Raw genomic sequence first — 23,651 nt, 5'->3', positions numbered from 1 at the left:
GCCGCGCACGCCGCCGCCCGGAGCAAGGACACCTACCTGGCGTCCCACCACGCCCAGGTCCGTGGCCGCCGCGGTGTCCTGAAAGCGATCGGCGCGACCCGCCACGACATTCTCATCGCCTACTGGCACATCATCGCGAACAAGACCGTCTACCAGGACCTCGGCGGAGACTGGCATGCCCRCCGACGCCGGGACCCTGAACGCCGCCGGAAGAACCTCGTCGGCGAACTGGAGAAACTCGGCTACACCGTCACCATCACACCAGCGGCATAGCCGCTACCCCAGACAGAAAGGAACACCCGCAGCACGYGCACCGAATACCGATAAGACCAGCGTTGGAAGCCCGGCTCCCAGCGCCTTCCCGCATGCCCGGAACCAGCCCCTCCGCGGTCCAGCAATTCACTCCTCAGAAGGACCCGGGCTATCCGGTGATCGAGCGGATTCTCGACCTCAGCCGGAGACGGAATTTCTTCACTGTGTTCTCCTGTCTGTCTGCGCATTTAGCCCTCCACCAGATGTGCGGCGTGYAGCGCCGCCGACTGGCACACAAGAGGGTCGGYGTGCTCGACCATCAGACCGTCGCACGACGCGGCCCGCTCACCGTCGGGCTGCCCGACGTCGTCACCATGCCGCATTCCCGATGGAACACTGTGGACCGTGACGAACTCGTCGCCTGCGGCGTGCGCCTGGAGCTGCTTACCGGTGGCTCTGACTGGGCGGTAGCGACCAGTCAGGACGGGGTCCGTCAGGTCTTCGTCCAAGGTCACCCGGAGTACCTGCCCGACATGCTGCTGCGGGAGTACCGCCGCGACGTCCGGGTCTTCCTCACGGACCCTGACGCGCCGTACCCGCCGATCCCGGAGGGCTACCTGGCCGATACCGCAAGCCGGCGGCTCGCCGCGTTCGCCCGGCGCGCCCGCAGCCAGCGCTCTCCCACGCTGGCCACACAGCTGCCCACTGTCGGGCCGCTGCCTGACGTCGCCCGGCGGTGGACCGCGGAGGCGACCGCCATGACCGCGAACTGGATCCGCAGGGTCGCCGACGGATCCACCGGGAGGATCAATGACCCACCTACCCGACCAGCCGCCGGACGGCACCAGGATGACCTGGTCCTGGCCAACGGATGTTCGTCCGTACAGTACGGACCTCGCCTCGATGCTGGCCGCGAGCGTGATCGATGACGGCATCCTCGGCTTCACCGAGCCGGTTACGCCGGCCCAGGGCGTGGGCTTCGCGGAGGACCTCGCCCGTCGGGTCGGCACAGGCGAAGCGCTCGTCCTGCTCGGCCAGGACGACGAGGGCGTCTGCGCGATGTGCGTCGTCGCCCTGAACTCGATGCCGAACTGCCGGCATCTCAGCGAGGTCAGCAAGGCATACCTGCGTCCCCGGATCCGTCGCACCGGTGCGGTGATCGAGCTCGTGTTCGCCGTCTGCGAGCGACTCGCCGACGTCGGGGTGGAGCGCGTTCTCATCGACGTCCGCGAAGGCTCCCCAGCCCACCGGGTCTGGAGCGGCTTCGGGTTCACCACCTACGGCGTGCTGGACGACTACAGCCGAGTGCGGGGCATCAGCCACCGCGGCCTTTACATGACTCACGCCGTGTCCGAGCTACAGGCCGTCACGGCCGACCGGCTGGCCCGTCGTGCCGATCCCACTCGCCGCCACACCACCCCACAAGCCGCCATCGCAGAGAGGACGAGCCGATGACGCTCCCGCGGGACAGGTTCAGGGCGTCCCTGGAGGAGACCCTGCACCAGCACCTCACCATCGCCCACCCGGTGTTCGGGCTTCTACTGGACGCGGACAACCCTCAGCCGCGTTTCCTCCAGCAGGTAGCGCTACAGGGCTACCAGCTCACCAAGCACTTCCTTACCTACGTCGAGCACCTGTTCTTCTACTGCCCGCTCCCCCGGCACAAGCGGCGCCTGCTGCACAACCTCTACGAGGAGGAGACCGGGCGGATCTCGAAGACGCGGAACCACGTCAAGCTGATGCAGGACTTTCTGCTAGCGATCGGGATCGACGACGAGACCCGGGATGCCGCCGTCGCGCTGCCGACGACCCAGGAGCTGATCGACTACCGGCTCGCGGCGGTGAAGGATCCGGATCGCTATCACGTCGGTGCCGCCGCGGTCACCATCGCGAGCGAGGGGCAGAACCTGGAGAAGCTAGGCAGCGAGAGCCGCGACATCCTGTTCGGTCGGGTGTACGGGCTCGAGCCGAGGGACCTGCTGTTCTTCTCGGTGCACCAGGTCGAGGACATCACCCACACTCAGCAGGGCCTCGACCTCGTCGCAGACCTGTGCACGACGGAGCAGATGCAGCAGGAGGCGCTCTACGCCGTAGCGCATACCTGCGAGCTGTTCTACGGCATGTACGAGGGCATCTACCAGGAATACCTGGCCGGACGGCTGCTGCCCGCATGACGCCTCCGTCCTCCAACCGTACGGCCTCCGGCACCCGCCGCGGACTGGCGACGGAGGCGGTGCGTGCCGGCCATCGCCAGTCCGTTGACGACCAGCACAGCGAGGCGCTGGTACTCACGTCGAGCTACCTGTTCGACGACTCGCACGACGCGGCGGAGAAGTTCGCGCAGCGGCGCCCCGGCAACGTCTACGTCCGGTTCACGAACCCGACGGTGCGCGCGTTCGAGGAGCGCGTCGCGCGGCTGGAGGGTGCCGAGTCCGCCGTAGCGACCGCGTCCGGGATGGCCGCATTCTTGGCGGTGTCGCTCGGGCTGCTGCGCGGCGGGGACCATGTCCTGCTTGCGGAGGGTGTCTTCGGCACCACGACCCGGCTCTATGCTCACTATCTGGACCGGTTCGGCGTCATGACGACCGTCGTTCCGGTGACCGACCCGGCCGCCTGGGCGCGCGCAATGCGTGCGCAGACCAGGATGCTCGTCGTTGAGAGCCCCACGAACCCGGTAATGGCCGTGGCCGACATCAGGTACCTCGCAGAGCTCGCACATGCCGCCGGCGCGCTGCTGCTGGTCGACAACACCCTGTGCACCCCGGTGTTCCAGCAACCGATCGTGTTTGGCGCAGACCTCGTTCTGCACTCCGCCGGCAAGTACATCGACGGTCAGGGCCGCTGCGGCGGCGGCGTTGTCGCCGGCCGCGCGGGCCTGATCTCCGAGCTGCACGGTGTGCTGCGCACCGCGGGCCCGAGCCTCAGCCCGTTCAACGCGTGGATCTTCCTGAAGAGCCTGGAGACGCTGCCGGTGCGGATGCGGGCGCACGACGCCAACACGGCGGTGGTGGCTGCCTGGCTAGCCGACCAACCGGACGTACGGGCGGTGCACTACACCGGCAGCGCGGATCACCCGCAGCGGGAGCTGGTAGCCGCCCAACAGTCCGGGCACGGCGGAGTGATCAGCTTCGAGCTGTACGGCGGCCAGCAGGCCAGCTGGTCGTTTGTCGACCGGCTTGAGCTCGTGTCGAACACGACAAACATCGGGGACACCAAGTCGATGATCACCCATCCGGCAAGCACCACCCACGGCCGGCTCACGCCGGCACAGCGCGACTCCGCCGGCGTCACCGACGGCCTGCTGCGCCTATCGGTCGGCCTGGAGGACGTCGAGGACATCGTCGCCGATCTGGCCCGGGCGTTCGCAGCGACCAGGCCTRCCGGGGCCCGCGCCCGATGAACCCGCAGCCGACAGCCCCGCAGGCGCCAGGCCAGTTCGATGAGCAGGTACTCGGTGCGCGGAGCCCTCGGTGCCGGCTACCTGGTCCGCCGGCGCCCCGGACAACGCCGTGACGAAGCTGGCCGCGGTGCTTGCCCGGCTCGCCGGGCACCGATTCCCGATCATGCTGACGCCGGAGAAGCGGGTGTTGCTGGAGACCATAAGTCGGCGGCCCGGCCCGAAACGCCACGGCGTGTGATCCCGGTTTTTCCAGGGCTCGACAGGGTGCCACGCAGACCGCTCATTGCCGGGAAGCGCCGGCGGGGAGGGCCGCCGGGCGTGGCGCGGGCAGCCGGGCGATCAGCAGGAACGACACCCCGACCAGCAGCGCCTCGCCCATCGCGACCTGCGTATAGGAGTTGTACGAGTCGGCGACCAGCGCGCCCAGCTGGCTGGAGAGAGCGGCGCCGATGCTGTGCAGCGTCCACAGCAGACCGAGGCCGGTGGCCCGGGCGCCCTCGGGCAGCACCCGGCCAATCCACAGCGTGGTCGCGACCACCGTCGCCAGATAGCTCGCCCCGAAGATGACCCCGAAGGCCAGCGAGGCGGTTACGGTCGCGTCGAAGGCGACGAGCACCATCGCCCCGCCGCGCAGCGCGTAACCGACAAGCAGGGTCTGCCGGACCCGGCCCCGGTCACACCTTCGGCCGGCGGCCAGTGAGCCAAGGATCTCGAAGACGCCCAGCATGGCGAGGGTGCCACTGACGACACCCGGGCTCATGCCATGTTCGTGCAGATCGGTGACCAGGTGAACGTCGACAAACGCCATCGTGATCCCACAGCCGGTGAACGCGACGGTCAGCGCCAGGAACACAGGGTTGGCGGCTGCCAGCCGCAACCGGTCCCCGAAGCCGAGCCGCGCGTCGTCCGCGGTCCCGGGTGTGCCCGGCGTCGCCGTAGGCGCCGGCTCGTCCTGGCCGGACAGCCGATACAGCAGCAGCGCAAGTGGGGTCAGCACGAGGAGCATCGACAGACCGGCGACGACGAAGACGGCCCGCCAGGACGCGAACGCGCCGAGCCACACCCACAGCGGCACCAGCACGATGAACCCGACAGCCGGGCCGTTCGTCATGACCGCGTACGCCAGGCCCTCCCCGCGGGCGGTGAACAGCTCGCTGGCAAGCTTTCCCAATGGAACGTACGAGAGCATCGTGAAGGCGAAGGCGCCGAGCACGCCGTAGACGGACGCGAACAGCGACACCCCCGGCGCCGCCGCGCAGATCAGGAAGGCGGCACCGGCGAGCACCGTTCCGCTGACCAGCACGGCCGCGCCGCCGAACCGATCGGCCAGCACCCCGACGACCGGGCTCGCCACCGCGATGACCACAGCGAAGACCGTCGTCGACCAGGCGAACGTCCCGCGGCTGACACCAAGGTCCACTGCGATCGGCGAGAAGTCCACTTGAATCGTGTTCTTCAACGCCGACCCGGCCAGCGACAGCGTGAACGCGAGCGTCGCGGCGAAAATCAGCGCCGTGTTCCGCCGGCTACGACCAGCAGGGGACGCGACTTCAGGTGCGTCGGCGGCGTCTCGAGTCGTCATCGGGTCCGCATCCTTCGGGTCGGCCCGGCGGGGCAGCGGCTTGCTGGACACGAGGCCAGAGTGCCGGGCGCCGAGTGCGCAGCGGAATAGGCTGTTCTGCCGTGCTGCATAAGGAAACGGCCACTCGCCACGCCGTGGTGGCCCTCGCGGTCCCGGCCACCGTCGCGATGGACCTCGCGATCCCGGCCCAGGTGTTCGGCCACCTGGACCTGGCCGAGCATTACACGTTCACGCTGTGCACGGAGCAGCCTGGCTCGCTGCCCACCACCACCGGCTTCGCCTTGGAGGTGGCGCACGGGCTCGCCGCGCTGGATGCCGCTGACACCGTCGTCGTCCCCGGGTACGCCCCACTGGTCACACCCGCACCAGGGGTGCTCGACGCGCTGCGCGCGGCTGCCGACCGCGGCGTCAGACTGATGTCGGTGTGCACCGGAGCGTTCGCCCTCGCTGCCGCCGGGCTACTCGACGGTCAGCGGGCCACCACCCACTGGGAGGACGCGGGCGACCTCGCCGCCCGCCATCCGACGGTGCAGGTGGACCCGAACGTTCTCTACGTCGACGGGGAGCGGATCCTCACCAGCGCCGGAGTGTGCGCGGGGATCGACCTGTGTCTGCACATACTGCGGCGCGACCTCGGCAGTGCCGTCGCCACCCGCGTCGCCCGCCGGCTGGTGGTGGCGCCCCATCGCGCAGGCGGCCAAGCCCAGCTGTTACGCCGCCCGGTGCCCGGTCCAAAGCCCGGCTCTGGCGGTCCTGGCAGGCTGGCCGCGACCTGCGACTGGGCGCTGGAACGGCTCGCCGAGCCACTGTCCGTCGCTGATCTCGCCGGCCACGCTGGCTACGCGACGCGCACGTTCGCCCGGCGCTTCATCGCCGAGTACGGCGTCACGCCCAGGCAGTGGCTGCTCGCCCACCGGATCGCCGAGGCGCGGCTGCTGCTCGAGGTGACCGACCTGCCGGTGGATCGGATCGCCGCCCGTTGCGGACTGGGGACCGCCGCCAACCTGCGGATCCACCTCGCCCGCGACGCCGCCAACACGCCGTCCGCCTACCGCGCCTCCTACCAGGGCCGCCCGCGCCGAGCGAGTGGGCGTGCCGACGAACTCGCCCCGTAACAGCCGGGTCCAGACGAAGTACCGGCGTGGCGTGTTCGATGAGGCGATGCTCGACGCCTGCGAACGGACGATGCGCGGCGTGTGCGCCGACTTTGGCGCGACCCTTGCCGAGTTCACCGGCGAAGCGGACAGCGACACCGTATCAACGGCGGCAGGCTCACCCCTCATTCACGGGTTGTTCACCCTGGCCCGCACCTGGCGGCAGCGCCAAGTCATATCTTGGCCGATTTCGCTGACTTCGCAATACGAAAGCGCTGGTTCCATCTACCCAACGAGCCGGGGACAGCCCATCACGAGCTGGACTTCCGCGTCGGCGGGCACGAGTATCGCCCGCGGCACGGGCCTGACCCGCACAGAACAGTACGCGTTCCTCGCCTTCACGGATGACGGGCGGTCAGGGGCCATACCCGCCTGTCAAACCACCGCGGAAGCCTCATTGACCAGCCGGCAGACAGCCGGACGCCAATGGTCAAGTTCCGGTACCGCGACGCCGGCTCGCTTGGCGTTGTCGTCCCATCGACGCAACGCGATGGCGAGGTCGGCATGTGGCAGGCAAAGGAAGGCATCGACTTCTCTGCCAGTCATCGGGCCGCCTTGGACGCGTAGGCTTCGGGTGGAGGCTACGGACAGGCTGTTGGCGTAGGCGGGGTCGGTGGCCACGAGATAGCGCTTGGCTTTGACGTGCAGCGCGACCGGAGTGCCGATATCGGGGCCGAACCATCGGGTCAGGTAGCGTGCTCCGACGATTTCGTGATGGAGGTCTTCGGCGAGGAAATTGTGGTGCGCGTCGTGTTCGTCGAGGAGGAGATGGCCGATATCGTGCAGCAGCGCGGCGACCTGCGCGGCCTGGTCATAGCCGTCGGCTTCGGCGAGGGCGGCGGTTTGCCGGGCGTGTTCGAGTTGGGTGACGGTTTCGTCGTATTGACTTTGGCCAACGGCGGTGAGGTAGGCGAACAGTTCATCGCAGAACTCGTCCGCGCCAGTGAAGGTGCCGTGGAGGAGCCGGTCGGTATTCATGCAGATTCCTCGGCGCCCCGGGCGCTGACGTGGCTGTCGCCGGTGAAGTGGCCGATGAGGCTGATTCGGTCGGTGCCGGCGGCTAGGCGGTGCTGCTTTTCCTGGTAGTAGTGGTGGCGGTGGTCACCGTCGGAGGCTGCGTTGTAGGTGAGGTAGATGGCCCGGCGACGATGTGGTGAGGTGTTGACTCCGGAGCGGTGCGGGACGTACCAGTTGAACCAGAGCAACGACCCAGCGCGGACGGGGACGGGTTTCCAGAGGAGGGTCTCGGCGAGACTGGCGGGGATGCAGCCGACATCGTCGGTGGGGAGCGGCTCGTGGTGCATGCCTTCGACGACGTCCAGGCAGCCATTGTCGGTGGTGGAATCGTCGATAGCGATCATGCAGGTGATGGTGGACCGGACAAAGGGGTAGGCGGGCGCGTCCTGGTGTGGGGCGAACCCGGCGCCGCCGGGTTCCTTATAGTTGATCTTTTCTTTGTAGAGGACGGCGGGCTCGCCGAGCAACATGCTGGCAATGTCGAGCAGCGTGCCCCGGGTGAGCAAGGCACGCATGCCGTCATGGAAGGGCACGATGTTCTCGGTGCGGCACCGCACCGAGAATCCGTCCCCGGTGGTCTCGTCGTACTGCAGCAGACCGTCCTCGCGGCCCGGCAGGGCCTCGATCTCRTCGACCCAGCGTCGCACCTCCCGCAGGCGCTCCGGGCCAAGGAAGCCGTCCATGAGAAGAACGCCACTGGCCTGCCAGGTCGTGAGGTCAAGGGAATCGGTCAGCAACGTGAGCCTCCGAGGAGCCGGTCAACCAGAACGTCTGTGTAACTCTTGTATCAAGAAGAGACGCTGTGATGCAACTTTGTTACAGCGACCGAGTCAAGATACGAGAGGCTTACCGAGAGGAAGTCCACGGCCACCGGTCTCGCTCCACATAAGATCGACATACAGGTAGACGGCGACGGCAACGAAGGCGAAGACCACGTACCCGCCGAGATGGATGAAGGTGGTGTTGGCCTCCAGGGTGCCGACGAGCAGCAGGACGAGGGCGACGTCGACCAGGCCGAGGAGCAGGGTGAAGCTCCAAGGTAGCCGTATGGTGACCAGAGTGAGCATGGCAATGGTGACCAGCCARYAGATCAGCCAGATGGCTTGCGTGTGCACGATCTGGGCATCGGGGATGYCGTACCAGTTGTGCCCGAGTCCGAGGGCGAGTGCGGCGTAGCTGGCGTAGAAGCCGAAAAAAACGGCGAACAGGCTAGCCGAGGCATTTTGCCCGAGCGCGGCGGCCCAGACGGTAGCCAGCAGCAGCCCGATCGAGGTTGCGGCGAGGATGGTCGGGATGCCGGCGGCGGCGGCCTCGGCGGGCACGTAGCCGGCGTCGACCAAGCCGAGTCCGAGCGCGCCAGCGATGGTAATCGGGATGCCGACGATGCCGGGGTTGCCTCGCAGCGGGTTCGTGACCGGTGGGTCGGGCGGGGTTTCGGCCTCGGTCAGTAGCGGTACATGCGTTGCCACCGATGCGGGCGGGGCATCAACGGTCATGGCGGATCGCCTTTCTGTTCAGGGGATGACTGGGCGCGCGTGGGAGCCGTGGGGCGCGGGGCGCGCGGGCCAGCACGAAGGCGGGTTGCGGTGTGCCGGTGGATCAGGTCAGCTCTCGGCGGCGAGCAAATCTGCGTGGTGGAGTTGCGCGACGTCGGCGTGGGCACGCAGCCGCACCTTGAGGATGTTCTCGCCGTAGGTAGCGAGGATGGGGTTGTCCGGGTCAGCGCTGTGTCCGCCCGTTGCCTGGGCGGCAAGTTCGGCGGGCAGGTCGATGGGAGTGAGGGTGGCGTCCAGGCGCGGGTTGAAGAAGTAGATAACCGAGAATCGCCGCACGCCAGCGGGTGGGCTGATGACGCGGTGGACGGTGGCCTTGAGGTAGCCGTGGGTGGCGAGCTGCAGCATTTCGCCGAGATTGACGACCAGGGCGCCGGGCAGATGCGGGACGTCGAAGAAGCATCCGTCGCGCTCCACCTGCAGTCCACCGACGGCGTCTTGCAGGACGAAGGTGAGCAGCCCGAAGTCCCGGTGGGTGCCAACGCCTTGATGATCGCAGCCAGGTCCGGACGGAGGGTAGTGGATGGCTTTGATGGTGGCCTCGCCGAGGTCGATCTCCTCGCGCCGGTCGGCCCGACCGTTCGTGAGTTCACCACCCAGTGGGGTGTAGCCACGGAAGTGTGGCGACCGGGTCATCGCGATCGCCATTCGATCGGCTTCGGGCAGAGCGAAGAACGCTCGGGTGACCTCCTCGACCTCCCGGAACAGGGTGTCACCGATGCCGTGCCCCACCAGGTAGAAGAAACCCACGTCATGGCAGGTCTCGCGCAGTCGCTCAAGGAACCGGCTGCGCACCGCGGGATCAGTGCCAGGGTCGAACTCGCGCAGGTCGAGCACCGGCAGCGCCGCGTCGTGCTCGGTCGTGCTGTGGGTCGGGGTGGTGCTGGTCATGACCACAGTCGATCGCTGGCCAGTCGAGCGCCGGCGGTGAGGGATTCGAKTTTCGCCCAGGCCAGGCTCTCGTCGACGGCGAGGAAGGTGGCGAAGGACGCGAAGCCGCAGTCGGTTCCGGGGATGACGCGCTCGCGGCCGACGATGTCGGCGAAGCGGGTGATGCGCTGGGCGATGAGTTCGGGGTGTTCGACGTAGACGCTGGAGGTGTCGATGACACCCGGGATGAGGACCTTCTGCTCGGGAATCTTCGCGTCGGCCAGCACCTGCCATTCATGTGCGTGGCGGTGATTGGCGGCCTCGAATACCAGCCCATCGGCCTTGAGCTGAATGATCGTGTCCAGGATGACGTCCAGGCCGACGTCCTTGTGGTGCGGGCCCTGGTAGTTGCCCCAGCACAGGTGCACCCGCACCCTCGCCGGGTCGATATTGCGTAGCGCGTGGTTGATCGCCTCAACGTGCACGCGCAGCCGGTCCAGGAATCCCTGCTCGGACAGGTGCGCGTACTGGATGTGCCGACCCATCGCCAGATCCGGGGCGTCGATCTGCAGGACCAGCCCGGCTGCGGTGATCGCCTCGTACTCGGCCCTCATTCCTTCGGCCAACGCGAACAGGTACTCATCCAAACTGGCATAGAACTGGTTCGGAAGATAGAGCGCGATAACTCCAGGTGACGCGGCATTCATGAACCGCTCGGTCGGCTGACCCGATCCTGCCGAGATTGAGCTGACGCCGGCTGCGAAGTTGGCCAGATCGGTATYGAGCAAGGCGGTGCCGGTGTAGCTGATCGGACCGGTACAGGTCGGTGTCGCGGTCTCCAAGCCGGCCAGGGAACGTTCGGCCATGCCAGGGTAGTCGTCCAGATCAGCGATCGACAGGCCGCCGCCCTCGGGAACGGCAACGTCCACGTCGAAACCGGTGAGGCGTTCTTTGACGTAGGTGGCGTACCCGATCTTGCTCATTTCGCCATCGCTGATCACGTCCAGCCCGACCTGCGCCTGATGGCCGACGACCACGCCAACCGCGTCCGCGATCCGCTCGGGCAGGTACTCGGCGTCCGCGACCGAGAGGGTCTCCTGTTCCCGGGCCCGGATCAGCTCGGCCAGCCCGGCCGGTCGGGGCAGGCTGYCGGTGTGCGTGGTCAGGATGCGGTCGCTGCTGAGTTTCATGACAGTTCCTCCATCAAGTGGACTAAGCGGTACAGACGGTTCCGGACAGCACCGGCCACCCGGACAGCCTCGTCGAGGCCGCCCCCTGTGACTGCGGTGGCAGCGCGAGGCCGGGTGGGGTCATGGCGGTGACACTGACAGGCCAAGGGAAACTTTATCTAAACAACATCTTACTTCCGTAAGGAAATTACATACATAATGATGCGAAGGGTTGTAAATGATCTATTGTCGGAGACTAGACTCAGGCATGCAGATCATCGGCGCCGTGCTCACCATCCACGGCAACGCGCTCGCAGGGATCGCGGTAAGCGACGGGCGGACCTGGACATTCACTCGCGACGACGGCTCGTTCAGCCTCCGCACCGTGCCGGGGCGCCCGGTCTGGGCCCGGCGCCCCAACGGCTGGACGGGCCGCTGGTGGCAGCACCCGGCAGCGGGGGAGCCGGTGCTGTTTCAGCTGCACCCAAGCCGCACCGGCAGCGATCCACAACCACCCTCGGCTCCCTCAGGGGAGCTGCGATTCGCGCACATCACGGACACGCATGTCAGCGCGATCGACGGCGACCCGTCCCAGGCGGTCGAGCTCGCCGCCCGCTACGGCGACCAGACGGACACCACCAGCGGCCTGCACCACGCGCTGCGGACCGCAGCCGACCACGGCGCGGCATTCGCCGTGATCACCGGTGACCTCACCGACCACGGCACACCCGAAGAGTTCAGGCGCGTACTCGACTCCCTCGCCGCAGCGCCGCTGCCGGTAGAGATCGTGCCGGGTAACCACGACCATTACGGCCACCGCCACCAACCCCACCCCAGCGACACCCCCCACGGTGGCGGGTTTCTCGGCGCGGCTACCCTCACCCGCTACGAGCAGGCCATGGGCCCGCGCTGGTGGTCAGCTGACCTGGCCGGCGTGCACCTCCTCGCCCTGGACTGGTTCAGCGCCTGGTGCGCGATCGATGACACCGATCAGCAACGCTTCATAATCACCGATCTCGCCACCCGAACCCCCGGGCTGCCAGTCGTCGTGCTCACCCACGACCAGCCCGACCACGACACACTCGAACTGATCCGCTACAGTGCCGCACCCGACAGCCTCCTCGCCGTCCTGTCGGGACATTGGCATGCCGACGCGCAGCGCAACGTCGGCGGCTGTCACCTGCTCAGCACGCCCGCARCCAGCTTCGGCGGACTGGACTGGTCACCACCGCAGCTCCGCCTCATCACCCTCACCCCCGGCTTGAGAACTATGGATCTACGGCACGACACGATCCCGGCGCTACCGAAACCGCCACGGTCACCGACCACGTCTCGCGCCGATGCCCCGGCCTCGCCCCGCACCACCAGCCACTCGATCGGCGCCCATCAACATCTGGGCACCCTCGCGACCATCGCCGGCACCGTCATCGCACCGAGCACCGACACCCACGGCGCAGGACACCTGACCCGCCTACACCCCTCCAACACCGGCAGTAACGACAGCCGAGTCGACGTGCTGTGGACGGTGCGCGCCGCAGACGACCCCATCACCGGCGTTCTCGCCGGCCATGACCAGATCCTGGCGTGCAGCCATGCGGGCACCCTCACCGCGCTCGCCCCAGCCACCGGCGCACCCCATTGGACCCGACACCTCCCACACCGGCAGCGACGCCGGCTGCTAGCCACCCCCATCCTCACCGCGGCGGGCCGGCTGATCGTCGGTGACGTCGGCGGCGTCACCTGCCTGGACCTCGACACCGGGGATATCGCCTGGCACCGCGACCAGCTCGGCCAGGTCGACACCCTGCTCACCTACGGAACCGGTCTGGCCACCGACCGCTTGGCCGTGCTGCCCCTCGGCGGCCCCACCCCGGGCCTGACCGCCCTGGACCTGCGCGACGGCACCATCACCTGGACCGATCCGCCCGGCACACCACCGCCCTCCAGCTCGCTGGTCGCCATTGACGGGACCGATGCGCTGCTGCTCCGTACCGCCGGACCCACCCTCGAGCGGCTGAACCTCTCCACCGGCCAGACTCGGTGGCGCACCACCCTGACCGGCCGCTTCTCCACAGCCGCTCCCCTGGTCACCGACGAGGCAATCGTGCTCGTCACCGGCGACGGCATCGCGCACCGGCTCGACCCGGATCACGGCGGCATCCTCGACCGCCAGCACCTGCACGGGCTGCGCCCCGCCTACGGTCCCTACCGGTCCACTGGTACCGGCGCGCCCACCACTGCCGTCCATACCCCACTCGGACCGATGATCGTGCTGCTCGATGGCAGTATCTGGCAACTGGACAGCCCCGCTGGTCCGCTGCTGGTCGGCGACGTCGCGGCGCCCGTCACCACCCAGCCTGTCCTGCTCGGATCGAACACCCTCGTCGTGCTCAGCACCGACGCGGTCGTTCACCTGCTCGACATCAACGCCACCGCAACCCGCCCCATGCTTGCCGGTCCGGCATCGCGGTCTGCCTCATGACCAGCGCCATCCGCAACCGAATTCTGGCACCTACCCGCGGGACCGCCACCCACCGTAGTCCCAGGCCTGATTTGATCCTAAGTTCCTGGGTATTAGACCAGGAGATGATCATTCCACACAGGGGGATGTGATTTAATGACGTCTGAGCCGAGGAGAACCTTGTCGGACGTTTCGTCRGACTACGCACTGGATGCCGGTTTCGATTCGCTACTGGGCACGCAACTGATCGATTTCAGTCCGACGGCGATGGTAATTATCGATCCGGATCTGCGGGTGCGACGGAGCAACCGGTCCTTTCGGGAAATATACGGCCTGTCTCCCGAGCAACTGGCGGGAACATCCATCCCCGAGCTGCTGCCGGATATGGACCCGCGGGTGTGGAAGCTTGCCCGGTGGGTCCTGGCCAGCGGTGAATCAGTTGAAGACACGGAGATCATCGGCAGGAGCGTGGCTTTCCCGCAGGAGGAACGCACCTGGCGCTTTTCGCACTTTCCGCTCCGGGACCGTGAGGGGGTGCCCGCGGCGGTTGGCGTGACGCTGGTCGATGTGACGGATCAGCGCCGTGCCGAGCGAAAGCATGCGGAAGCAGAGCGGCGACTGCGGCTGCTCACCCGGGCGAGCACACTCGTCGGGCGATCCCTGGAACTGGACGCCACACTGGCGAGTATAGCCGATTTTATGGTACCGGAATTCGCCGACACCTGCAGCGTGTACCTGCTCGACGAACCCCTTGACACAGACGCCCGACCGGAGCTGTTGGAATTGCGGCGCGCCATAAAAACACGCGTTTCCGGTCCGCCCCTGCAAAGTTGCGACATCCCGTTCTCAGCCGCCGGAGAGATCCTTTACTGCCACCGAAACTCTCCGATCTACCAAGCCTTTGCGTCGGGTCGCCCGTTTCACCACGCGGCCGACGATGAATCGTTGATCAGCGGATATCAGACTCCTGGATTCCTCGACTACTTCCGGCGGCTGCTGCTGCGTTGGGGGATCGCGGTGCCCCTGCTGGTGGGGCGCTACTTTCATGGGGTCATGGTTGTACATGTCGGCGTTTCCGGGCGTACCTACACCGACGACGACGTCGAGATGGCCGCCAACCTTGGTGGACGTATCTCAGCCGCCATCGCCAATGCCCGCGCGTACGCTCGCGAGCGGGAGGTTTCTGTCACGCTGCAGCGCAGCCTGCTTGCACCCGACATCCCGGCCGTGGCCGGAATGGACATCGCCTGGYGGTACGAGCCGGGCTCCCTTCCCGGCCGGTCGCCCTGCGCCGAGCCGGGTCCGCCGATCGACGCCGAGGTGGGCGGGGACTGGTTCGACCTCATCCCGCTCTCGGCGGGTCGGGTAGCTCTCGTCATCGGAGACGTGGCCGGCCGCGGTGTGACCGCCGCCGCCGTCATGGGTCAACTCCGCACCGCCAGCCGGGCGTTCGCCTCACTCGATCTGCCCGCCGACGACGTACTCACCCACCTGGACAACCTTGCCCAGACCATCGGGGCAGGGCCTGACGGTGCCTTGGCGAGCTGCGTCTACGCGATCTTTGAGCCCACCACCGCGACGATAGTCCTCGCCAACGCCGGCCACCCCCCTCCCGCCCTGCGTGATCCCGATGGCCGGGTCCGCCTCCTGACCGGCGGGGGCGGCGCGTTTCTCGGTGTCGGCGGGCAAGTTTTCGTCCAGACCTGCTACCCGTTCCCCGTCGGGGCGACGCTCGCGCTCTACACCGACGGCCTCGTCGAGTCACGCGATATCGATATCTTCCAGGGAATCGGCCGGCTACAGCACGCTCTCGCGGACGCCGGCACCGCGGACGCCACCGCCGACCGGCTGATGCGCCTGGTCGATCAGGCCAATCGAGACGACGACGTGGCGCTCCTGCTCGTCCGGGCCGCCGCGGCCATCAACACTCGCACCCTTACCATCCCTCTCACCCTCGACCTCAGGGCCGTCGGACAGGCTCGCCACGCCGTCAACGCCGCGCTGCGTCGCTGGCAGCAGCCCGAAACCATCGAGACCGCGGAACTACTGGTGAGCGAGATCGTCACCAATGCGATCCGCTATTCCCGAGTCCCCGGCGAACTCGTGCTCCGCAGCGTCCCGACGGCCCTCTACATCGAGGTCTCCGACAGCGACAGTCACCTCCCCCGTGTCCTCCACCCCAACGAGCAGGAAGAACACGGTCGTGRCCTGATCCTCGTCGATGCACTCGCTGCCCGGTGGGGCACCCGCCCTACCCACTCCGGCAAGACGGTCTGGTGCCAACTCGACACCGGCACTGACACCGGCCCGGAAATCTTCACCTAGATCTCGTCCACGAACCCGCTGTCCCCAGGCGCGTGACGGCGCGTCGATGCATCCTCGGAAGCCCCGGGCCGAGCCCCGAGGTGGGACGCCGCATCGGCGGCGAAGCTCTCAGCCGGGCCGGTCGGACACCCTGACCTGCACTGTGTGGTCCCTGCCGTCTCGGTGGACGCCTAGCGTCACCATGTCACCCGGGGATACCTCGCGCAGCCTGGCGGAGAACTCCCCGGCGGAGGCGACCGACTTGCCGTTAAAGCTACGGATGACATCACCGGGTAGAACACCTGCCTTGCCCGCGGGCCCGCCGCGCACGACGGCCAGCACGAGCGCCCCGGCACGCACGTCCAGTCCGAGCCGCTCAGCGATCGCCGAGGTGAGGGTGGCGAGCTGGACRCCAACGAAGGCGTGCTTCACGGTCCCGGTGCGCAGCAACTGCTCAACGGCGTCAACCGCGGTCGCGGACGGTATCGCGAAGCCCAGCGACGAGGCTCCGGTCGACGGTGGGATGTAGGCCTCGTTGATGCCCACGACCCGGCCCTGGCTGTCCAGCAGCGCCCCGCCGGAGTTACCGGGCGAGATCGCCGCATCGGTCTGGATAAGGTCCACCAGCGGCCGCCCCTGCCCACCCTGCTGACCGGATACGGGCAGGTTCCGGTTCACGCCGGAGATGATCCCGGCGGTGACGCTGTTCTCGAATCCCAGCGGGCTGCCGATCGCCACCGCCAACTCGCCCACCTGGGGCAGATCCTTACGGAACGTCGCGGCGGGTAGGCCGGTCCGGTTCACCTTCACCACGGCGATGTCGCTGATCTCATCGGCGGCCTGTACCCGACCGGCCACCCGGCGGCCGTCGGCGAAGGCCACCTCGGCCTTTCCACCGGATGCCTGGGCAATCACATGCTGGTTGGTGACGATGACACCGTCGGCGCGGTAGACGATGCCGCTGCCCAGCTCGTTCCCGACCAGGATGGTGACAACGGACGGCTCGACGTCGGAGACGATGCCCGCAACGGCGCCGAGCCCGGCTCTGTCCGCGGCGGCGGCCCGGTCCGCCGTCGGCGAGCCGGGCCCGCCGCCAGTACCGCAGCCGGTGGCGCCCACCAGCATCGCGGCAGCGGCGACGATCCCACTGATCCAGCCGGTCAACCGGCTCACGCTCCTGCCATACCCGCCAGAAGCTCCTGCCATACCCATCAGAACAGCCCGAACGCACAGCGGGCGGGGCCGGCGCACACAGCCCAGCGCATCGACCCGTCCGGCCCGGTGCTGTGGTCCGCCTCGCCGTACGCCGCGGTCATCGGACCCGGAACCGTTCGGCGTCCCGCTGCCGCACCGACAGGCCCAGGCCGCACCGCGACCGATCCGGGACCAGCGTCCCGTCCGGCCGCGCATCGAGGACCCCGTCGAACAGCAGATGTTCGACCCGGACGTGGTCGTGGAAGTACTCGAGGTGCCGCAGATGCCACACCGCGGTGCAGGCGTGCACGCTGACCTGCGGCGCACAGTGGGCGGACAGGTCGATCCCCCGCGCGTCGCACAGCGCCGCCGCCCGCAGGAACCCGCTGATGCCGCCGCAGCGGGTGACGTCCACCTGCAGGCAGTCGACAGCACCCGCGGCCAGCATCCGTTCCAGACCGGACAACGTGTAGCCGTACTCGCCGGCCGCGATGTCCATCCCCGCCGGGCCRCGGTCCCGCAGCAGCCGCAACCCCTCCAGGTCGTCGGAGCTGACCGGCTCCTCGAACCAGCGCACATCCTGCTCCGCGAAGATCTCCGCCAGCATCAACGCCTGCTTGCGGCTGTACGCCCCGTTCGCGTCCACATAGAGCTCGACGTCGGATCCGACTGCCCGCCGGGCCACAGCCACCCGCTTCCGGTCCTCCGCCGGGTCCCGGCCGACCTTCATCTTCACCCGCGGGATACCCGCCGCCGCCCAACCCGACAACTGATCGCAGAGCTGGCTGTCCGGATAGGACGTGAAGCCGCCACTGCCGTAGATCGGGACCCGGTCGTGCACCGCGTCCAGCGCCACCACCAGCGGGACACCGAGCAGCCGCGCCTTGAGATCCCACAGCGCTATGTCCACCGCCGAGATCGCCTCTGCGGCCATGCCGGGACGGCCGATGTTCCGCACCGCCGCCTGCATCGCCGACCAGCAGGCACCGACCCGCAACGCGTCCCGGCCAGTCACCACCGCCGCCAACTTTCCCGCGACGACATCCGCGGCAGCGAGATGGCAGTAGGTGTAGCCCAGACCGGCCTGGCCGCCGGTCCGGACCGTCACCACCACCAGGGTGACGGAACCCCACTCCAGCGTCCCGTCCGACTCGGGCTGCTCGGTCGGCACCAGGTAGGCGGCGACCTCCACGCTCTCAACCGCTGGCATGCCTGCTGTCTCCCCGAAACCGCGGCCCGCCACGCCTACCCGGTCGCCCAGGCTGCTGCCCCGGGACGGGGTGGGCGAGGTTGGCTTCCGTGGCCACGGAAGATCCGCCAGGCTCGCGGGGCTGGGCGGCCCTCCGGCACGAAATCCTCCTCCGAACGTTCACCTTGGCTGGCGAAGCCAGGAGACAACCTCGGCCCCCGCGACCCGCCGGTCACCTCAAGGCACCGGCGGCAGCCGCACCAGCCTTCGGCGGGACCGAGTCACCAGGGCGGTGCCGGCTCTGCCGGCGAGCGCCCAGGCGGTACTGCGAGACTTGCAGGCCAGTCTGATCAGCCAGATCCGGACAGGCTGGCTATGGCTGGCGGCAGCGCCGATGCTGGGCGGCTGCGCCCTCGGTCTGGCCGGGGCCGTCGCCCGCACCCCGCGCGGCCCGTCCCCTCGCCGCGGAGACCTCCTGCAGGGTTGGCTGCTCGGCCGCGAACGCTGACGCCGCGAACGCCGACGCCACCACGGAGTCGGCCAAGGCCAGCCGGCGGTGCCCGGGAACGGCCGCGGCGAAAGCGAGCATGCTCGCGGCATGCAGGCAGTCCGCAGCGACGCCAAGCCGGCCCGGCGGTAGCAGGCTCTGGACGAGATGGCGGGCTCCCAGCACCCGCACGGCTGCCGGCCGGGCGCGGCTGGAGGAGTGGCCGCCCGCGGCCCGCAGAACCAGCCCGGGCTGCGCCACCAGCAGGATCCCCCACCCGGTCCGCATGGCCCTGAGCGCCGCCCACCCGGTCCGACCGATCCGCCACATTGTTGGTCCCGCACATTGTTGGTCCCGCGGCTGGTTCCAGGCCGCGGGACACCGCCTCGGTTGCCACGATCCGTACCGTGGTCAGGTCCCCTGTTCGGACCGCTCCCGCTGCTCGTGGCCTTCGGCTTCCCTCTCGTGGGCCTGAGCCTGAGCCCGGGCCTCTTCCGCCTCGCGCTGCTCCCGGCCCTTCTCCTCCTGCTGCTGCCCCTCCTGCCGCAGCCCTTCGCTGCCGGTCACATCGGCTGCCGCTTTCTTGATCTTGCCTTTCGCCTCTTCGAATGCGCCCATGAGTGAGTGTTCCCTCCTGACTGACTTTTTTGGCAATCTTGGTGCCACCTACGGCGGCCGATCTGCACGGGCCGCCAAGGTAAGCGTTCCCACCTGGGCGGACGTTCTCCCCTACCGCTGGGATTCGTCAGGCAACCGAAAGATCAACAGGCTGGCCCGGCGCGCCCGTCGCCGGCCCCCTACCGGTGCCGGGGCATCCGGTCGGCCCCGACTCCCATGCCGGCCCCGACTCCCATGCCGGCCGCGGTGACCACGGCGGCCGCGGTGACCACGGCGGCGAGCACCCCGCGGCGGTGCTGGCTGAGCCAGAGTTCCGGGCTGTGGGCGTGGGCGCGGTCGTCGAAATCGCCGTGCGCGCCGTGGTCGCCGGGCACCGGGTAGAAGATGTTCTCGCCGAGCATCGGGTTGTGGTCGTCGGGTGCCTGCTGGCTGGCGTAGCCGGTGCGGGCGAGGTAGCGGTCCAGCAGGGCGGGCGCGATCCGGTTGCCAAGGATGGTGGCGACGGTGGAGACGCCGACCCACATGCTGCGCCGTGGGTGCTCGGCCGCGTGGACCACCGCACGCGCGCCCACCTCGGGCTGGTAGATCGGCGGGACGGGCCGCGGGTGGTGACGCAGCCGGGAGCACACCCAGTTGAACTGGACGGTGTTGAGCGCGGGCATGTGTACCATCACAACCCGCACGTTGCTGCCGTCGTGCAGCAGTTCGGTCAGCACCGACTCGGTGAAGCCGACGATGGCGTGCTTGGCGCCGCAGTAGGCCGACTGCAACGGGATACCGCGGAAGGCGAGGGCGGAACCCACCTGGATGATCACCCCGTGGTCACGTGCCATCATGTGCCGCAGCGCCGCACGGGTTCCGTTGACATGGCCCAGGTAGGTGGTGACTGTGGCGCGTTCGAACTCCTCCGGGGTGATCTGGGGAAAGGGAGCGAAGACGCTGGCCATCGCGTTGTTGACCCAGACGTCGACCGGCCCCAGCTCCGCGCGCGCCCGCTCGGCGGCCTCCTGCACGCCCGCGGCGTCGGCGACGTCCGCGGGCAGCGCGAGGCCGCGCCGGCCCGCCGCCGCCACGTCCGCTACCGCACCGGCCAGACCATCCTCGCCACGGGCCAGGACACCCACGTCGTAGCCGCGGCGCGCGAACTGCCGGACGATCGCCCGACCGAGCCCCGCCGAACCCCCGGTGACCACCACCACTCCGCGCCGGCCGCCCGGCTGGTCAGCTGATCTCCGCATCATCCCTCCGTCCAGTGCCGCGATACGTCCAGTGCCGGGATATTCAGTGGTCACGGATCCGCTGTCCCGCGGCGCGGGCGGCCAGGCCGCCTGCGGCCGCCGCGGCAACGCCGAGACCGGGCAATACCGCCAGCGACGCGGCCCGTGGCGACGAGGGCCGCTCGACAGCCTGCTCCGGCCGGGCTGCCGGCACGTCGCCGAACCGGGCCATGGCCACCACTTCGGCGAGATGGACGGCCTGCCGCCCACCGGCCTCGCCCTGCTCGATCTGTGTGCGGCAGCTGAAGCCGTCCGCCAAGACCAAGGCGCCGTCGGGCGCGTCGCGCAGGGCGGGAAACAGCACCCGCTCCCCGCAGGCCTGTGACACGTCGTAGTGGCCCCGCTCGAAGCCGAAGTTGCCCGCGAGTCCGCAGCAGCCCGAGTCCAGCACCCGCGGGTCCATCCCCATCTCGCGCATCAGCGCGGTGTCCGCGTTGAAACCCAGCACCGCGTGCTGGTGGCAGTGGGTCTGGACCATCGCGGGCCGGCCCAGCGACGGAGGTTGCCAGCCGGGCGTTCGGTCGTACAGCAGCTCGGCGAAGGTCAGGGTCTGCTGGCGCAGCCGGGAGACGTCGGGGTCGCGCGGGAACAGTTCCTCGGCGTCTGAGCGGAAGACCGCCGTACAGCTCGGTTCGAGCCCGACGATCGGCGTCCCGGCCCGCAGGTACGGATGCAGCAGCCGGGTCGTGCGCCGCAGCACCCGCTGCGCGGTGGCCAGCTGGCCCGTGGAGATCCAGGTCAGGCCGCAGCACACCGTCCCGCCGGGCGTCACGACCCGCCAGCCGGCGTCCTCCAACACCTCGATCGCCGCCTGCCCGATGTGCGGGTGGAAGCGGTTGGTAAAGGTGTCCGGCCAGAGCACCACCTCGCCCCGCCGGCCGGATCCTCGCGGCCCGCGCCGGGCGTACCAGGCCTGCAGGGACTCGGACGCGAACGGCGGGATGGCCCGTGCCCGGGCCACCCCGCCGGCGAGCTTCACCAGGTCGGTGAGCCCGGGCGCGGTCGCGAGCGCGTTCACCGTCCGGGGCGCCAGGGAAGCGAGCCTGGCGGCCAGCGGCAGCCATCCCATCGAGTAATGAGCCAGCGGCCGGATGCGCCCCGCATAGTGGTGGGCCAGAAACTCGGCCTTGTAGGTGGCCATGTCCACGTTCACCGGGCAGTCGCTCTTGCAGCCCTTGCAGGCCAGGCACAGGTCGAGCGCGTCGCGCACCGCTGTCGAGCGCCAGCCGTCGCGGATCGGCGAGTCCGGGTGGCCCGCCAGCATCTCGAACAGCAGCCGGGCTCGGCCCCGAGTCGAATGCTCCTCCTCCCGGGTGACCATGTAGGACGGGCACATCACACCGCCGCCCTCGCGGCGGCAGCGGCCGACCCCGACGCAGCGCAGCACCGCCCGGCTGAAACTGCCCCCGTCATGTGGGTAGCGGAAGAAGGTCTCCGTCTCGGCGGGTTCCCAGTCCGCGCCCAGCCGCAGTTTGTCGTCAATCGGATAGGGAGCCACGACCTTGCCGGGGTTCATCCGGTTCCCCGGATCGAAAATCGCCTTGAACTGACCGAACGCGCGGACGATGTCCGCGCCGAACATCTTCGGCAGCAGCTCGCCGCGCTGCTGGCCGTCGCCGTGCTCCCCGGACAGCGACCCACCATAGGAGGCGACCAGGTCCGCGGCCCGTTCCAAGAACTCCCGATAGCTGCCCACCCCAGAGGCGGTGACCAGGTCGAACGGGATCCGGCTGTGCACGCAGCCCTGCCCGAAATGGCCGTAGAGCGACGCCTCGGAGAACCCGAACTCGCCGTACAGCTTGCGTAGGTCGCGCAGGTAGTCGCCGAGCCGGTCCGGGCTGACCGCGCTGTCCTCGAACCCGGGCCAGGTATCCGGCAGGCCCGGCACCCGGGTAGTCGCGCCCAGTCCCGCCTCCCGCACCTCCCACAGCTCGGCCTCCCGGGCCGGGTCGTCGAAGAACGACGCCACCGGCGGATGCGGCGAGGAGCACAGGTCGTCCAGCATCGCCCGGGCCTTGCGGTCGGCCTCCTCGGTTGTCTGGCCGCCGAACTGCACGAGCAGCCAGCCGGCCGATCCCTCGGGCAGCAGCGCCAACGCCTCCGGGTACAGGTGCTTCTCCCGCTCGAAGTGGATCAGCCTGTCGTCCAGGCCCTCCAACGCGATCGGGTCGTGCGGCAGCACCCGCCGTACCGCGTCCCCGGCCGCGGCGATGTCCGGGTAGCCGAGCACGACCAGCGACTGTGCCGGCACCACCGGCACCAGTTCCAGCTCGGCCCGCAGCACCGTGACCAACGTCGACTCGCTGCCGACCAAGGCCCGCGCGACATGGAAGTGCTTTTCTGGCAGCAGGCTGTCCAGGTTGTAGCCGGACACCCGCCGCGGCACCTCCGGATAGCACCGCCGGATCTCGGCCAGATAGTGGTCCCGCAGCTCCCGCACCTGCCGGTACACCTGCGCCCGACGGCCTCCCGCACGCACGGTCTCGACATACTCATCGTCGGATGTCTCCCCCACCCACATCCGGGTCCCGTCATACAGCAGCACCTCCAGGCGGGCGATGTTGTCCACCACCTTGCCGGCCCGCTGTGCCGTCGACCCGCACGAGTTGTTCCCGATCATCCCGCCGAGGGTGCAGTGGTTGTGCGTGGCCGGCTCCGGCCCGAACCGCAGCCCATGCGGCGACAGCAGGTCGTTGAGATGGTCCAGTACAACGCCCGGCTCCACCACGCACCGCCGGCCATCCGGATCCACCGACAACAGCCCGGTGCAGTACTTCGACCAGTCAATCATCACCGCCGCGTTCGTCGACTCCCCCGCCAGGCTCGTCCCCCCACCCCGCGACAGCACCGGCGCGTCATGCTCCCGGCACACCGCGACCGCCTCGGCACCCGCCTCCACCGACCTCGGTACCACCACCCCGATCGGCACCTGCCGGAAATTGGACGCGTCCGTCGAATACGCCCCCCGGGTGCCGGCGTCGAACCGCACCTCACCATCCACCCGCGCCGCCAGATCCCGCTCCAACGCCGCCGCRCTCACACCACCAGAACGCATCGCCCGGACCCGCCGTACCGGGTCAGGAAGCCGGACCGCGGTCATATCGGCCGCCCCGCGCCCATTCCC

General features: G+C 68.9%; 20 protein-coding genes and 1 pseudogene. 9 read left to right on the top strand and 12 right to left on the bottom strand.

Features of this window, described 5'->3' with window-relative positions:
- The 6 genes and pseudogenes from KBI5_RS11525 to KBI5_RS26310 all read left to right on the top strand — a co-directional run.
- A pseudogene (locus tag KBI5_RS11525) lies at window positions 1–273 on the top strand (IS110 family transposase); the annotation flags it as partial.
- A gap of 92 nt (window positions 274–365) precedes the next feature.
- Window positions 366–1,181 carry a homoserine O-succinyltransferase gene (locus tag KBI5_RS11520; RefSeq protein ID WP_085015221.1) on the top strand — a complete coding sequence of 272 codons (816 nt, stop codon included), beginning with the start codon at window positions 366–368 and terminating at the stop codon, window positions 1,179–1,181.
- Window positions 1,156–1,707, top strand: a complete 552-nt coding sequence (locus tag KBI5_RS11515; protein ID WP_023841229.1) for a hypothetical protein — start codon at window positions 1,156–1,158, stop codon at window positions 1,705–1,707. The genes KBI5_RS11520 and KBI5_RS11515 overlap by 26 nt, the downstream gene beginning before the upstream one ends.
- The gene (locus KBI5_RS11510; RefSeq protein ID WP_011436430.1) at window positions 1,704–2,426 is read left to right on the top strand and encodes an iron-containing redox enzyme family protein; all 723 of its coding nucleotides are present in this window, start codon (window positions 1,704–1,706) and stop codon (window positions 2,424–2,426) included. The genes KBI5_RS11515 and KBI5_RS11510 overlap by 4 nt, the downstream gene beginning before the upstream one ends.
- Complete coding sequence (locus tag KBI5_RS11505; RefSeq protein ID WP_085015220.1) at window positions 2,423–3,652, top strand: O-succinylhomoserine sulfhydrylase; 1,230 nt, start codon at window positions 2,423–2,425, stop codon at window positions 3,650–3,652. The genes KBI5_RS11510 and KBI5_RS11505 overlap by 4 nt, the downstream gene beginning before the upstream one ends.
- Before the next feature lie 70 nt (window positions 3,653–3,722).
- On the top strand, window positions 3,723–3,890 hold the full coding sequence (locus KBI5_RS26310) for a hypothetical protein (RefSeq protein WP_157858559.1): 168 nt from the start codon (window positions 3,723–3,725) through the stop codon (window positions 3,888–3,890).
- Between the two features lie 42 nt (window positions 3,891–3,932).
- Here the strand turns inward: KBI5_RS26310 and KBI5_RS11500 are convergent, their stop codons facing one another.
- A complete protein-coding gene (locus tag KBI5_RS11500; RefSeq protein ID WP_133057010.1) occupies window positions 3,933–5,234 on the bottom strand; it encodes an MFS transporter in 1,302 nt (433 codons plus the stop codon).
- 101 nt (window positions 5,235–5,335) lie between these two features.
- On the opposite strand from KBI5_RS11500, the gene KBI5_RS11495 reads away from it, so the two are divergent.
- Entirely contained in the window at window positions 5,336–6,349 is a 1,014-nt protein-coding gene (locus KBI5_RS11495; RefSeq protein WP_023841230.1) for a helix-turn-helix domain-containing protein, read from the top strand.
- Window positions 6,350–6,763: 414 nt separating this feature from the next.
- On the opposite strand, the gene KBI5_RS11485 is transcribed toward KBI5_RS11495, so the two are convergent.
- The 5 genes from KBI5_RS11485 to KBI5_RS11465 form a co-directional block, all read right to left on the bottom strand.
- The gene (locus tag KBI5_RS11485; protein ID WP_011436426.1) at window positions 6,764–7,366 is read right to left on the bottom strand and encodes a phosphonate degradation HD-domain oxygenase; all 603 of its coding nucleotides are present in this window, start codon (window positions 7,364–7,366) and stop codon (window positions 6,764–6,766) included.
- Window positions 7,363–8,142, bottom strand: a complete 780-nt coding sequence (locus KBI5_RS11480; protein ID WP_011436425.1) for a phytanoyl-CoA dioxygenase family protein — start codon at window positions 8,140–8,142, stop codon at window positions 7,363–7,365. Before KBI5_RS11480 ends, KBI5_RS11485 begins: the two co-directional genes overlap by 4 nt.
- A 93-nt stretch (window positions 8,143–8,235) precedes the next feature.
- Window positions 8,236–8,901, bottom strand: a complete 666-nt coding sequence (locus KBI5_RS11475) for a GPR1/FUN34/YaaH family transporter (protein ID WP_085015218.1) — start codon at window positions 8,899–8,901, stop codon at window positions 8,236–8,238.
- Between the two features lie 108 nt (window positions 8,902–9,009).
- Window positions 9,010–9,849 (bottom strand): 2-oxoglutarate and iron-dependent oxygenase domain-containing protein, encoded by an 840-nt coding sequence (locus KBI5_RS11470; protein ID WP_023841231.1) that lies wholly within the window; start codon window positions 9,847–9,849, stop codon window positions 9,010–9,012.
- On the bottom strand, window positions 9,846–11,018 hold the full coding sequence (locus KBI5_RS11465) for a cobalamin-independent methionine synthase II family protein (protein ID WP_085015217.1): 1,173 nt from the start codon (window positions 11,016–11,018) through the stop codon (window positions 9,846–9,848). Before KBI5_RS11465 ends, KBI5_RS11470 begins: the two co-directional genes overlap by 4 nt.
- A gap of 247 nt (window positions 11,019–11,265) precedes the next feature.
- On the opposite strand from KBI5_RS11465, the gene KBI5_RS11460 reads away from it, so the two are divergent.
- Both KBI5_RS11460 and KBI5_RS11455 read left to right on the top strand, forming a co-directional pair.
- Window positions 11,266–13,479, top strand: a complete 2,214-nt coding sequence (locus KBI5_RS11460; protein ID WP_198537642.1) for a PQQ-binding-like beta-propeller repeat protein — start codon at window positions 11,266–11,268, stop codon at window positions 13,477–13,479.
- 159 nt (window positions 13,480–13,638) lie between these two features.
- Window positions 13,639–15,783, top strand: coding sequence for a SpoIIE family protein phosphatase (locus tag KBI5_RS11455; protein ID WP_198537640.1), 2,145 nt, complete (start codon window positions 13,639–13,641; stop codon window positions 15,781–15,783).
- A gap of 108 nt (window positions 15,784–15,891) precedes the next feature.
- Here the strand turns inward: KBI5_RS11455 and KBI5_RS11450 are convergent, their stop codons facing one another.
- From KBI5_RS11450 to KBI5_RS11430, 6 genes are all read right to left on the bottom strand, one after another.
- A complete protein-coding gene (locus KBI5_RS11450; RefSeq protein WP_011436419.1) occupies window positions 15,892–16,935 on the bottom strand; it encodes a trypsin-like peptidase domain-containing protein in 1,044 nt (347 codons plus the stop codon).
- 139 nt (window positions 16,936–17,074) lie between these two features.
- Complete coding sequence (locus tag KBI5_RS11445) at window positions 17,075–18,166, bottom strand: enolase C-terminal domain-like protein (protein ID WP_011436418.1); 1,092 nt, start codon at window positions 18,164–18,166, stop codon at window positions 17,075–17,077.
- A 352-nt stretch (window positions 18,167–18,518) separates the two neighbouring features.
- Complete coding sequence (locus tag KBI5_RS26985) at window positions 18,519–18,920, bottom strand: hypothetical protein (RefSeq protein ID WP_051623852.1); 402 nt, start codon at window positions 18,918–18,920, stop codon at window positions 18,519–18,521.
- A gap of 123 nt (window positions 18,921–19,043) precedes the next feature.
- Window positions 19,044–19,250, bottom strand: a complete 207-nt coding sequence (locus KBI5_RS25250; RefSeq protein ID WP_023841235.1) for a hypothetical protein — start codon at window positions 19,248–19,250, stop codon at window positions 19,044–19,046.
- Window positions 19,251–19,429: 179 nt separating this feature from the next.
- Window positions 19,430–20,488, bottom strand: a complete 1,059-nt coding sequence (locus KBI5_RS11435; protein ID WP_085015222.1) for an SDR family oxidoreductase — start codon at window positions 20,486–20,488, stop codon at window positions 19,430–19,432.
- Between the two features lie 43 nt (window positions 20,489–20,531).
- Complete coding sequence (locus tag KBI5_RS11430; RefSeq protein ID WP_023841237.1) at window positions 20,532–23,627, bottom strand: FAD-binding and (Fe-S)-binding domain-containing protein; 3,096 nt, start codon at window positions 23,625–23,627, stop codon at window positions 20,532–20,534.
- Window positions 23,628–23,651 lie beyond the last annotated feature (24 nt).

This window comes from Frankia sp. KB5 (assembly GCF_002099325.1).
In the GTDB taxonomy this organism is placed as follows: Bacteria; Actinomycetota; Actinomycetes; order Frankiales; family Frankiaceae; genus Frankia; species Frankia casuarinae.
Note: the sequence above shows the minus strand (reverse complement) of the source record. Positions and strands in the feature narration are given on the sequence as shown.